Source organism: uncultured Gimesia sp. (genome assembly GCF_963976445.1).
Taxonomy (GTDB): domain Bacteria; phylum Planctomycetota; class Planctomycetia; order Planctomycetales; family Planctomycetaceae; genus Gimesia.
On record NZ_CAXBKP010000007.1, the window covers coordinates 227866 to 240964 of the forward strand.

General features: G+C 51.3%; 8 protein-coding genes. 2 read left to right on the forward strand and 6 right to left on the reverse strand.

Features of this window, described 5'->3' with window-relative positions; genetic code table 11:
• Window positions 1–43: 43 nt before the first annotated feature.
• Together AAC022_RS10575 and AAC022_RS10580 are read right to left on the reverse strand one after the other, a co-directional pair.
• Entirely contained in the window at window positions 44–967 is a 924-nt protein-coding gene (locus AAC022_RS10575; protein WP_339730759.1) for a DUF1559 domain-containing protein, read from the reverse strand.
• 79 nt (window positions 968–1046) lie between these two features.
• Window positions 1047–1496, reverse strand: coding sequence for a carboxypeptidase-like regulatory domain-containing protein (locus tag AAC022_RS10580; protein WP_339730761.1), 450 nt, complete (start codon window positions 1494–1496; stop codon window positions 1047–1049).
• Between the two features lie 587 nt (window positions 1497–2083).
• On the opposite strand from AAC022_RS10580, the gene AAC022_RS10585 reads away from it, so the two are divergent.
• The gene (locus AAC022_RS10585; protein WP_339730763.1) at window positions 2084–2548 is read left to right on the forward strand and encodes a hypothetical protein; all 465 of its coding nucleotides are present in this window, start codon (window positions 2084–2086) and stop codon (window positions 2546–2548) included.
• A gap of 92 nt (window positions 2549–2640) precedes the next feature.
• On the opposite strand, the gene AAC022_RS10590 is transcribed toward AAC022_RS10585, so the two are convergent.
• The 4 genes from AAC022_RS10590 to AAC022_RS10605 form a co-directional block, all read right to left on the reverse strand.
• Window positions 2641–5712, reverse strand: a complete 3072-nt coding sequence (locus AAC022_RS10590; protein ID WP_339730765.1) for a discoidin domain-containing protein — start codon at window positions 5710–5712, stop codon at window positions 2641–2643.
• A gap of 163 nt (window positions 5713–5875) precedes the next feature.
• The gene (locus tag AAC022_RS10595; RefSeq protein WP_339730766.1) at window positions 5876–7333 is read right to left on the reverse strand and encodes a DUF1501 domain-containing protein; all 1458 of its coding nucleotides are present in this window, start codon (window positions 7331–7333) and stop codon (window positions 5876–5878) included.
• A gap of 2 nt (window positions 7334–7335) precedes the next feature.
• Complete coding sequence (locus AAC022_RS10600; protein WP_339730768.1) at window positions 7336–10479, reverse strand: PSD1 and planctomycete cytochrome C domain-containing protein; 3144 nt, start codon at window positions 10477–10479, stop codon at window positions 7336–7338.
• Window positions 10480–10770: 291 nt separating this feature from the next.
• Window positions 10771–12264: an aldehyde dehydrogenase family protein gene (locus AAC022_RS10605; RefSeq protein WP_339730770.1), complete on the reverse strand. Its 1494-nt coding sequence runs from the start codon at window positions 12262–12264 to the stop codon at window positions 10771–10773.
• Between the two features lie 268 nt (window positions 12265–12532).
• On the opposite strand from AAC022_RS10605, the gene AAC022_RS10610 reads away from it, so the two are divergent.
• Window positions 12533–13084 (forward strand): hypothetical protein, encoded by a 552-nt coding sequence (locus AAC022_RS10610; RefSeq protein ID WP_339730771.1) that lies wholly within the window; start codon window positions 12533–12535, stop codon window positions 13082–13084.
• Window positions 13085–13099 lie beyond the last annotated feature (15 nt).

A 13099-nucleotide genomic window follows, 5' to 3' on the forward strand; every position in this document is an offset into this window, starting at 1 on the left:
GCAATGTCACCTCAGGCCTGATGGCGCAAACTCTGTGGCAGATCTAGAATTCACCAATGACTTCGTTCCCAAACCGCGTACTGAGTGCGCGCCAAGTGCCGATATCGATGTTCTCCGAAACGAAGCGGACTGCACCATCGCACATTGCCACATGCACCCCACCCGTATGCATACTGCGGGCTGAGAAGTTGAGTGGAGCCGCTGTGCTGGTTCCCTGACATGGCAGGTTGATTGCCGAATTCGCGGCAACGCAAAAACCAGGATTCAGGTTATCCGGTACACTGGTATTGGGCGGGTAATGCGCTGTGAACCCCACGTGAGGTACATACCAGATCAGACCTCGTAGATCCTGGCCATTTTGTCCCTGACGAATTTCGCCTAACAACAGCGTATTACTAGTACCGTCCGCGATGTCACGGATCTTGAATGAAAACCCTGTCGTGGCCGAAATGGAATACTTGAATGGGCCGCCCAGGTAGGCGACACCATTAAACGGAGTCACATTTTGAACCGTCGTATTTCCGAAGTTAACCGCATAGTTATAGTTGGGAGTGTTATTCCAGGTTTTCGTGGCCGAATCCGAAGGACAGAGTAATGGTTTGATCACAGTCCGGATCAGGGCGGTATTAACTCCCTGAGCATACTGCAGGGATTCATCCCACTGATTGTATATATTCGCCTGATCGATATACGGAAGAATGTAGCGCATCCAGACATGCCCACTTTGTGAACTGGACAGACCGGGAACCCCGATCCCCATTGAGGCGATCGGGAAATTGCCCGTCACTTCATGGTAATTGTGCATGGCCAACCCCAGCTGTTTCAGATTGTTTTTGCACTGTGAACGGCGGGCTGCTTCACGCGCCTGTTGCACAGCGGGCAACAACAACGCGATTAAGATGGCAATGATGGCGATGACGACCAGTAACTCAATCAGAGTAAAACCTGACTTTCGTTTGTTACACATAGCAACATCCTTAAAGAAATGAAAAGAAAAAAGAACATTTATACATTAACAATAAAAATGAATTAGATGAGTTGTGTGATCAGGATCCCGATTTTAAATCAAATGAAAGTGAATCGTTGGGGCCATCAACAATATCGCATGTCAATTCTGTATTCGAATTGTACTTTGCAGGAATTTCCGGGCCTTCCGCTGGTGGCTTGGAAGCCGCATCCATAGCTGCTTCCGGGTCCGTGGGGAGACTGCTTGTCGCAGCTGACGACGTAATAACCACTTTATACTTGCCTGGGGGAAGCCCGTTCTCTTCAGATAGCTTAAAGGCACCCTCTTTGACCAGAGTCCCTGACACGGTTGACTCACCTGTAGCACTTAGTGGATGAAATGTGATTGAACCGTTGGACAGCGGCTTGGAATCCAGCGTGACGGAACCGCTCACAGACTGCCGATCTAACTTGCTTGGTGGAACGCCTTCACCACAACCCATGCAAAGAAAGAGTAGGATAACCAGAGAATACTGATGACGATGAAACATAGAAAATGCTTTCCTCTCAGAAGAATAACCCGAAACAGGTCGATGAAATAGAGTCCCAGAGATGTGTGATACATTTGACGACGACGCCATCCGGATCATTAGACTACTATTGTGCTATCATATGCGTAATGAACTGCATAATCAATATTCAGTAAAGGCACTCAACACAAATCCTACAGGTACCTTAGTGAATTTCTTAATTATATTCCCCGAACAAAGCGCACAATAGAACACCCATAAAAATGACTTCTCAAATAGAAATATCGTCTTGGTTTGTGAGTGCCACCTGCCACATTCGACACTTTTGAACACTGTTATTGATTATTTTGAACACTGTCGCGACCAATATTGTGGTCAGAGATATTTACCCCTAAAGTTGTTGCAAGTATTCTAAAATAAACCGACAGTAAAGACGAAGACCAAGGCACGAAGAAAAAGTAGCGAATCACTGGCAAGCCAAAACTATGATTTATTATGTATCGGATTTTTACATGCCTGCACTGCCGCAATAAATTTGAAGTATACAGTTGGTTTGTAAGATTATTCTCAATCCGAGTTTGACCATGCTAAATGTTGAAGGATGAACCATGCGAATACTGCAATGCGCCTGCCTTGCCCTCTTACTTCTAACCGGATGCGCAAAGATCAAGAACGTTCCACGCCCCTTGGCAAAAAAAGCCACGCTGGAGCTCTACATAGTCTCCCCTATTAAAACCCCGACTACCAAGCAGGCAACGATCCCTGATACTAACGCAACGATTTATCTGACAACGCCGGCAATTATTACGGCTGCGGATGTGGCGACTGTTCAACGGTCCGAGGACACACCGGATATCCCTCCAGCGCTTATCGTAAATCTCACACCTGCCGGCGAGACCAAGCTGGCTTTGGCAACAGCAAATCCCGCAGGGATGCAAATTGCAATGTTGATCAACGGAACTGTTGTCTCAGTACCGAAAGTCATCACTCCCTTATCATCCACTTTTCATATCACGATCAGCGCGACCTCAGAAAAATACGAGCAACTGTTCGATTCACTGACGAAGAACTAACGTGCTCATCAGGAACAGGCTCCCTGCATGAACGACAATCCAGTTTTTTCGTGGTAGTTCCAAAAACACGGGACCTGAAAAGACGCAAGCCGTCACTCAGTCGGCTTGCCATACACTTTCAATTCATGGATCGACCAAAATAGACCGTGCTGACCTGTTTGCTCGATCTTCACGAAGCGGGCAGAAACGTCTTGAGGAAACGGGATATCAGTGATTGCCGTCGTCGCTTTACCCTCGATGATCGGCGTGGACCACGTCTTGCCGTCGTCACTGATCGAGACCGCATACCCGCGCGGGTAGTCGTTTCTTGATTTCTGTGTGTCGAGTAGAATGCTAGTCACGTTGTAAGGCTGCTTCATGTCGAACGAGAACCACATACCGGGCTGCATGCTTCCGTTCGTGGAATACCGCGAATCTGGATTCCCATCAATCGCCGCCCCCACATGCTCTCCGCCATGTGAGGCAGAGAGTTCCCACGTTTTCATGACATCCAGTGAGATCGGCAGAAATTCGGCCAACTCTGCAATCGTATAAGGCTGTGTGCGGTCGTGTGTCATGCTGCGCACGCGAGCCACATCCTCGACTGTGACCGCGGAGCCGGCATTGCCAAAACTGTTGCGGACGTACGTCAACGCCGACGCGATCCACGCGTCATCCTGCCGCTTCATCGATTCCATCAGGCCCGGGTATTTCTTCCCTTCAATCGGGCCACTGAGACCGTGCAGCAAAATCCGAGCAGGCAATTCCGGATTGGCCAGCAAGCGTGGTGATTTCGCCAGCGAGGGAGCCAGTTGCAGCCCATCACTGGAGAGCGCCCCCTTGCCATCATGCCCATGACATCGGATGCACAACAGCGTATAAGTCTGATAGCCCTGTTTCATCTGCGCCAGTGTTTTCGCATCCAGATTAGTAAACGTGGGTTGATCCCCCCCTTCCCGATACCGCAGACTGGCCTGAGCTGAAACCAGCACCAGATCATTCTCAACATACGCGGCGGCGAACTCACTAATCAATTGCCGCCCCAGATCTGATTTTGCATACCGTAACGAATTGACCGCCTGCACGACGACACTAGTGTCATCATCATAGCCGGCATCGGCAACTTGCTTGACGAGATCAGCCTCGTCTGCCAGCAACGGTTCGCTAAGTCGCATCGCCGCCTGTTTCACGCGCGGATCAGAATCACCGAGAGCAGTGAGAATCATGGATTTCGTTATCGCCTCAAGTCCGTCTAACGTCCACAGGGCATGCATCCGCCCCAGCGGTGAGTCACCTGCCTGAGCTAACTGCTCCAAAGTCGGCACGACGGATTTGTCATTTCGTAGAACAATTAGCTTCTGTGCTGTATCGCGCCGCCAGCCGTTGGGATGGGAAAGTTCTTCGACAAGTTGTGCGGTCGATAGATCCAGCAGCTTGGGAGACGCCTGGCGAACCGTCGAGTCATGAACCACACGATAGATGCGACCGCGGCCGATGTTTTTCGCGAAACCCTCTTTATCGATCACGCCCCGCAGGTACGAGCCTTTTTTCGTCCAGTTCCCTTCTTGAATAATGCCGCGGTACATGTCGACAATATACAGACAGCCGTCAGGACCAGTGGCCGACCAGAGCGGTCGAAAGTTTTTATCCGTTGAGGCGATGAACTCGGAATTTTCATACGCATTACTGAGAACCCTTTTACCGTCGATCTGCGTCACTTTTGCACGTCGCACCAGACGACCGACCGGCTCGGGGAGAATGTAGTCCCCGTAAAAATCATCCGGCAATTGATCGCCGCGAAAGATTGATTGCCCGGCACAGCCTGTAAAGCGATTCAACCCGCCTCGTTCCTTGTCGACGCGTCCCAATCCACCTTGGACATCGACCATCTCTACAATCGGGTAAACAGCTTCGAAATTCGACTCCAGTTCTCCCGGCAGTTGCATTCTGCCGTACTGCGGCAGTTGCTGAAATCCGTACGCCGGTTTCTCTCCTCCTGCCGCGGAGAGAAAGAAACGCCCGACATCATCCATCGCCAGACCCCATTGACCGTTGTCCCCATAAATCCGCTCGGACTCCCATTTCCCGTTCCGGTAGCGGTGTCGCTGGGTCCCCTGTCGTGCAGAATAAATCCAGTTATCGAGTCCCCAGGTCAGAGCACTGTTTTGATGTTCGAGGTTCCCGCCAGCCTTGCCTCCCGGATAAAGCAGAATCTTTTCGTCGGCCACTCCATCGCCGTTTGTATCGCGATAGCTATAATAATCTTCGGTATACGTTTCATTGACAATGATGCGATCGTCGAGAGGCAGAATCATCCGCGGCAGTACCATGTTGTCGATAAACCGGGTCACCTTATCCATGCGGCCGTCGCCATCAGTATCTTCCAGCAACGACACGCGCGACTTGGGAAGATCCTGCTCGATACCATCGGCATCCTGCATATAGGTTCGCATCTCGGCCACGTACATCCGACCGTTGCCATCCCAGACACAGAGTACCGGCTCTTCAATCATCGGCTCAGCAGCAACCAGTTCCAGTCGATAACCGGTAGCCACATGAATCCGCTTCATGGACTCCTCAGGTGAATAAACAGTCGAATCGGTTGCTTCCGGTTCAAGCATCACACCTGACAGTTTCGTGGGAATCGTGGCGCTCGGCGGCGTGGTAAATTTGGGATCACCGACGGACGCGAGGTATGCTAATAGATCAGACACCTGTGACTCGGGCACTCCTTTCAAGAGGCCTTTAGGCATCACGGAAACCGCTTGTTTGATCATTTCCTCAATCTCATCGCGTGGAATCGTCTGTTCTTTCACGAGTTGATTATCAGGAATCAGCACGGTCACCGCATCATCGGTCTGCTTGGTAATTCGTCCCGTCAGAACTTTTCCCGACTCCAAAAGGATCGAGTACGCCTCATATCCTTTCTTAATCTGTTTACTCGGCTCGTTGATCGACTCTAGAAACTCCTGACGCGTCAACGGTTTCTCAGGCTTGGTCAAATCCGGCCCCAGCGATACGGTTTTCCCATCCAAGGCATGACAGGCAGCACATCCCCGCTGCGCAAACAGAGCACGCCCCCGACGATAGTTGCCAATATGTTTCTCCGTCTTTGAAACATCAGCAGCCTGTGAGTAAAGCGGCAAACAGAACAAAAACGCAAGCACAATGAAACAGAACTTCATGCTGAAACTTTCAGAAGATCAAGAATTAACAATGAGAAAAGACAACGTCAGAAAAGAACCATTAATCACAATCTATTCAACGGCGTGTGCCACAGTCGGCTGGCCCGACAGTGCGGATCATCTTTAGTATCCCTACCCCAAACAGATCCATCCCAAACCAGCGTCAACTCAAAACATCATGCACAACGTGAGCTTCTTCGACGCCCGTTAGTTTTGCATCGAGGCCGCGATATTTATAGGTCAACCGGCGATGATCAATGCCCATGCAGTGCAGGATCGTGGCGTTCATATCACGAATGTGAACCGGGTTCTCGACAACGTTGTAGCAGAAATCGTCAGTCTTGCCGTATTCGAATCCGCGTTTGATACCGCCGCCTGCCATCCAGATCGAGAAACAGCGGCCATGATGATCCCGGCCCGCACTCGGGCTGCCGATCGCGCCCTGGCTGTAAACGGTCCTACCGAATTCCCCGCCCCAGATCACCAGTGTCTCATCCAGCAAACCGCGCTGCTTGAGATCTTTCACTAACGCCGCCGAGGGTTGATCCACGTCGAGACACTGATTAGGCAACTGGCTTTTGAGTGAAACATGCTGATCCCAGCCTCGATGAAAAAGCTGCACAAACCGCACGCCGCGTTCGGTCATCCGTCGGGCCAGCAGACAGTTTGCCGCGAAGCTGCCCGGCTTACGTGATTCCGGGCCGTACATTTCAAATGTTTGTTGCGTCTCGCTGGAAAGATCCATCAAGCCGGGAACCGACGTCTGCATCCGGTACGCCATTTCATATGAATTGATGCGGGCCTGAATTTCAGGATCGCCAATTTCCTCGGCCTGTCCTCGATTCAACGTCGCTAAATCGTCTAATAATTTGCGACGTTGCTTTCGATCGATGCCCGCTGGATTCGACAGATACAACACGGGACTGGAGCCGGGACGCAGCTTGACTCCCTGATGACTGGGTGGCAGGAAACCGGAACCCCACAGGCGATCAAACAGAGGTTGCCCCGGGTTCTTGCCGGTCCCCTGTGAAAGCATCACCATGTACGCAGGCAAATTCTCATTTTCACTTCCCAGTCCATAACTGAGCCACGCGCCAAGGCTCGCATGCCCGATCTGCTGTGTGCCCGTGTTAATGAATGTGATCGCGGGGTCATGGTTGATCGCTTCGGTGTTGACCGATTTGAGAATCGTAATGTCATCGGCGATCGTTTGCGTATAAGGCAGCCGTTCACTGATCCAGGTCTGATGCTGACCGCACTGCTTCATTTCCCAGAAGGGCGCGACCACCGGAAACGATTTCTGGCGGGCCGTCATTCCCGTCACACGTTGTGTTCCTTTAACCGAATCAGGCAGATTTGAGCCATGCAGTTTCCGCAGGATCGGCTTATAGTCAAACAGATCGACGTGCGAAGGGCCGCCCGACTGAAACAGATAGATAATCCGTTTTGCCTTGGGCGCAATTTGCTTTACCGCTTCAGGAACCGCTTCCGCATGCGCACTCTGATTGAATAGTTCCGGATACAGCAAAGAAGCCAGAGCTGCCCCGCCGATGCCACGCGCCGAGCGTCCCAGCAGCGTACGCCGTGTTACATTGCGTTCGTATTCAAATATTGGGTCCATCACTATCCCCGGGTAATAAATTCGTAGGTATTGAAAATCATGCTGGCAACGGCGGTCCAGGCAGCCACTTCTGCGGGAGGGAGACCTTCATCGCGATTCGACTCTCCCTGACTTAATAACGCCAGCGCGGCACTTTCATTGGATTGATAATTTTTCAACTCACGCAGGTAAGCGGCTTTGGCTGTTTTCACTTCCCACGCTTCAGGCAGACGCCCCTGTGCTTCTTTGAACGCGAACTGAATTCGCGAGTCGATCTCCGTCCCGCCCTCTTTCATGATCCGCTCGGCATAGTTCCGTGAAGCTTCCACAAACTGCACATCATTTAAAAGTACGAGTGACTGTAACGGCGTATTCGTTCGCGCCCGGCTGACCAGACAGACTTCGCGGTTCGGTGCGTCAAATGTCTGCATGTTCGGCGGTGGTACGGTCCGTTTCCAATACGTATACATGCTCCGGCGATACAATTTCTCGCCATGATCCTGCACGAAGACCTGCGCGGTCGCAGGCGAACTGCCATAGTGACTGACTTCGCGCCATAGCCCTTCCGGCTGATAGGGGTTCACACTCGCTCCGCCAACACGTTCGACGAGCAGGCCAGAGACTTTGAGCGTCGCATCGCGAATGGCTTCTGCCTGTAGACGGAACCGACCGCCACGAGCCAACAGACGATTCTGCGGATCCTGCTTCCAAAGTTCCGGCGTTCCCGCGGAGGCCTGTTGATACGTCGCCGACATCAGGATTTTTTTCATGATGCGTTTGACATCCCAGCCCGACTCGTAAAAGTCCACTGATAGCCAATCAAGTAATTTCGGATGCGATGGCGGATCACCCTGTGAACCGAAGTCGGCTGTCGTCGAGACGATTCCCTGACCAAACAGCATTTCCCAGAATCGATTGACGGCCACACGCGTTACCAGCGGATTCTCCCGCGAGGTCAACCATTGGGCGAGCGCCATTCGATTTGCGGGGGCCTTCCCCGGTAATTCGGGTAAAAAGCCGGGCACGCCTGTCGAGACTTTCTCGGTCGGCTGATCGTATTGCCCGCGATTCAGAATGAACGTTTCTCGTGGTTTTTTCGCGGTGTTCATGACCATCGTTTCAAACGAACTGGTCAACATCTGTTGGCGTTCTTTGAGATTGGTCAGTTGATACCGCAGGTTTTCGAATTCGGGTGCAATTTGACTATAGTAGGTTTTTAGAGCGGCAATCTGTTTAGCATCGCGTTTTGTTGGATCGACTGCCAGTATCTTCTGAATGTCATCCGGAATGTTGGTTCCATCATCCACGCCAGAGATTCCCAATACTTGGTAATCGCCAGCCATTAACGCCTGACGCCCGCCAAATTTTCCGCCGCCCCAGACCAGCATCACTGTGACATAGGGAGAGTTTTTTGTTGCATACGGTTTGTCAAACGTCACGGTCAAATGCTGTTGTTTTTGATTTTGCGGTGCGGGCGACCAGCCATTGTGGTCACGCGGATCGAGACAATCGATGACCGGATAATCGGCGTGCGAATTGCTGGCGGTGATCCTGGCGATATTAAACATCGCATACAGGTCGAGTTGATCGGAATGGATTGCGGTTCCCGAAGTAGCGAAACTCGTCAAAATGAATCCGCCGGGAAACGATTCTTTCTTGCCGTGCCCGATGCCTCCTTCGGGTAGTTTTTCATTCGGATAAAAGACAATCCGTAAGCCGGTCAGTTGTTCCACGCCCGGTTTGACTTTCAATGAAATGGAAGGCGAACGGCCGCTCGCCGTTAGTGCAAGAATATGCCCGTCCGCACTGGTTTCAAACGCGGTCCGCGTATTGGGATCAGAGACCTTAACGATTTCCAGCTCATGCAGTTTCAAACCCTCCCCGCGTTCTGCCAGCTCCCGTTGGGCTTGTGCTTCCCAGGCAGCACGCTTTGATTCATCGGGATGCGCCAGTTCATTCTGCAGCCGGGCCAGCTCCTGATCCAGCGATTTTAATTCCGCAGCCGCAAAAGAGAGTTCTGTTTTAACGGACAGTTTCGGACCGGCGTTAACCCCGCTGTTACCATCCAGTCCCCGATCTTCAAGCGTATTGAAATACGCGATGAACTGGTAAAAGTCTTTCATGGTAATCGGATCGTATTTATGGTCGTGACATTGGGCACACGCCATCGTTAAGCCCATGAAGACTTCCGAAGTGGTTTTCACACGATCGACAGTGTAGTTCAGGAGATTCTCTTCGGGAATCGTGCCCCCTTCGTGCGTGATCATATGGTTGCGACTGAAACCGGTGGCAACTTTCTGCCAGGGGGTCGCTTCGGGAATCAGATCGCCGGCAATCTGTTCGGTGATAAACTGATTAAAGGGTTGATTCTTATGAAACGAATTAATCACCCAGTCCCGCCAGAGCCACATGTGACGTCCGCCATCAATCGAATAACCGTTCGTATCAGCATAGCGGGCCAGGTCGAGCCATTTGAGTGTCATCCGTTCTGCATACTGGGGTGATGCCAGAAGATGGTCGACCAGCTTTTCATACGCTTTTGGATCTTTTGAATTCACAAACGCATCAACTTCAGTAGCTGAGGGTGGCAGTCCTTGCAGATCCAGATACAGACGGCGGATTAAAGTCCGACGATCGGCTGCTTTGGAAGGAGTAAGTCCTGCTTTTTCTAATCGCGAGAGCACAAAATAATCGATCTCATTCCGCGGCCAATCGATCTGTTTGACTTTTGGTAACGCGGCCTGTTCTGGTTTGACATACGCCCAGTGATCCTGCCAGTCAGCACCCTGCTGAACCCATTGCTTGAGCAATTCGATCTCTGCGGGCTTCAATGTTTTCCCCGAGTCAGCGGGCGGCATTCGCTCATCCGCGTCGGTCGCCAGAATCCGCTCGATCAGAGCACTCTCTTTGAGATTGCCCGGTACAATCGCGCTCTCGAACGCCCCGACTTTGGTATCGAGCCGCAAGTCGCCTTCGCGGTGTTTTTCATCCGGACCGTGACAGAAAAAACAATTGTTGGACAGAATCGGGCGAATATCTCGACTGAAATCGACTTTCGCTTCGGCCAACGCCGTTTGTGGCTTACTGTCTTCCGCAGCAAACACAGAAATAAACGTGGCACCCAATACAACAACGGGCAGCCAGATTAAAAGGGAACGAGAACGCATACTTATCATGCCCTGTATTTTATCATCTGATAGCGATCCTGGTGCGTCTCTTAGAAACCAAACCATGCCATCATGGTCCGGGAGAACAGGTGGGTCCCAGCAAACGGATCGTTACCTTGATCTTAAAGCCTCGGAACGGGGACTGTCAAGCAAGTAATCAACGCGTCCCAACCATTTATGAGGTCTGAGTTTAAAACTACTTATTTTACCAAGAAACATAACAAAAAAGGCCCGCAGAACGTCTTGAAAATAACGTGCTGCGGGCCTGATAATTTCACAAGCAAATGCCGCTTACAGAGGGCGTACTACCGATAGGCTGCGCCAGTAATCGAACAGGGTTTCGACGGACAATACGCCGCCTCCCATACCACTCTTATTGATGCCGGCATAAGGAACGCCGTGTGCGAAGACATTATGAGCATTGATCCAACTATTGCCGGCACACATTGCTTCGGCAACACGGGAGGCACGGCTCAAATCCGATGTCCAGACACTATTCGCCAGACCGTAATCGGTACTGTTGGTCATCTCAATGGCCTGCTCTTCCGTTTCAAATGGTGCCAGATAGGCAACCGGTCCGAATATTTCTTCACGAGCAGCTACATTTTCCAACGTACCTGCCAGTAGTGCCGGCTTCACATAGAAACCATTGTAGCCGGCCACTTCCGCAGGCCCCCCTTCGAGAAGGCACTCGGCTCCTTCGTCCTGTCCTTTTTCCAGATAGGAAAGCACCCGCTGGTGTTGCTTCGCATTCACAACAGGCCCCATCTGTGAGGCATCATCCAACTGATAACCGACCTGGACTTTTTTGAGACGACTCACACATTCATTAACGAATTCATCGTAGATGTTTTTGTGAACCAGCCAGCGTGTGGCATCGCAGCAGACCTGCCCGGTATGGAACGTAATCGCATTCACCAGTTTTTCCGCAGTGTCGGGAATATCGACGTCATTGAAGACGACGGCTGCTCCCTTTCCACCCAGTTCAAGCTTGACCGGCACCAGATTGCGACCGCAGGATTCAGCAACCATGCGGCCCACTTCAGGAGAACCAGTGAATGACATACGTTTGAGTTTGGGATTGCCAGACAATGCGGCGCCCGCGACTGAACCAAGCCCGGGTACGATATTAATCACGCCATCCGGAATGCCAACCTCTTTCGCCAGACGTCCCAGATAAATCGCCGACATTGGGGTGTCTTCCGCCGGTTTGATGACAACCGTATTTCCAGCAGCCAACGCGGGAGCGATGCCCCAGCCGATCAACAGGAAGGGAAAGTTCCAGGGAAAGATAAAGCCGCACGCACCGTAAGGCTGACGCACCGTCCAGGCTTCGTGATTCGGAACAGCCAGAACCGAACGACGCTGGACATGTTGTGCCAGATCGGCGAAGTACCGCATCGTATCGACAAAGTTCTGCACGTCGCCTTGCGCTTGTGCTTCAATTTTGCCGGCGTCCAATGCTTCGATTTGGGCAATCATTGGTTTATGTTTTTCAACGGCATCCGCCAGACGATGTAGCAGTGCGCTGCGTTCGTTCTGTGGCATTTGCGCCCAGCCGGTTTTCCGGAAAGCGGCATCCGCTACATCGACGGCCATATCGATATCTGAGGCTTGGAAGCTGAAGACTTCGGCCAATTGCTTACCAGTACCCGGATCTGACGTCACAAACGTTTCACCGCTGTTCGCTTCGACTTCGTTCCCCCCGACAACACCTTTTAACGGTCCCCCTTCGAGAAAGGACTTCACTTCGGGATACAGTTCACTGGCTGTAGTTGTTGACATTGTGCGCTCCTGTTCAATGATTTTCAGAAAAGAATGCTTCGTGCCTCGATCTTCAAAATAGTAATTTGTTTGATCCAAGGCTGATTTCTTGCGTTAATAAACCCCGACGGCGTCCTGCTGCCTCAATTCATCATAACCCGAATGCATTCAGAATTTAAACTCAAAACGCAATTTAGTTTGTTAGTTCAGAGTGATCTGGTTGCAGCAGAACAGAATGACTAAAATTGGCAACTCGTTCCACAAACGACTCTTGATAGCGGATCACTTCATGAACAAAACGACCAGAACATACCTGGATCAACTCGCTTCTGATGATCGGGAGCTGCAACACCAGGCGTTTCTCAGCCTGATAAAAGAAACGGATCAGCCAGTTGAGTGGACCTATGAAGTCTGGGACGAGATGGTCATGAATCTCAGTCACGAAAATAATCGTCAGCGCGCCATCGCCGCCCAGCTGCTCTGTAATCTGGCGAAGAGTGACCCCAGGAATCAAATGCGAAACGCATTCCCGGCCCTGCTCGAAGTCACCAGAGACGAACGCTTCGTCACCGCCCGGCACACCATTCAGTCACTCTGGAAAGTGGGAGCCGCAGGAAAGGAACAGCTTCAGTTATTTCTGGAAGGGGTTGAATTCCGTTTTAAAGAATGTGCAGCCGAGAAAAACTGCACGTTGATCCGCTATGACTTTCTGCAGGGGCTCAGAACACTCTATGACCAGCTTCAGGATCAAGAGATCAAGAAACTGGCTAAAGAATTAATCGAAATCGAATCGGAGCTCAAATATCAAAAAAAGTATGCCACGCTCTGGAATAATGTTTGAATCGGATTGAACAGA

Coding starts and splice junctions, on each gene's coding strand:
- AAC022_RS10575 (WP_339730759.1), bottom strand. CDS start 967: ATGTGTAACAAACGAAAGTCAGGTTTTACTCTGATTGAGTTACTGGTC.
- AAC022_RS10580 (WP_339730761.1), bottom strand. CDS start 1,496: ATGTTTCATCGTCATCAGTATTCTCTGGTTATCCTACTCTTTCTTTGC.
- AAC022_RS10585 (WP_339730763.1), top strand. CDS start 2,084: ATGCGAATACTGCAATGCGCCTGCCTTGCCCTCTTACTTCTAACCGGA.
- AAC022_RS10590 (WP_339730765.1), bottom strand. CDS start 5,712: ATGAAGTTCTGTTTCATTGTGCTTGCGTTTTTGTTCTGTTTGCCGCTT.
- AAC022_RS10595 (WP_339730766.1), bottom strand. CDS start 7,333: ATGGACCCAATATTTGAATACGAACGCAATGTAACACGGCGTACGCTG.
- AAC022_RS10600 (WP_339730768.1), bottom strand. CDS start 10,479: ATGCGTTCTCGTTCCCTTTTAATCTGGCTGCCCGTTGTTGTATTGGGT.
- AAC022_RS10605 (WP_339730770.1), bottom strand. CDS start 12,264: ATGTCAACAACTACAGCCAGTGAACTGTATCCCGAAGTGAAGTCCTTT.
- AAC022_RS10610 (WP_339730771.1), top strand. CDS start 12,533: ATGAACAAAACGACCAGAACATACCTGGATCAACTCGCTTCTGATGAT.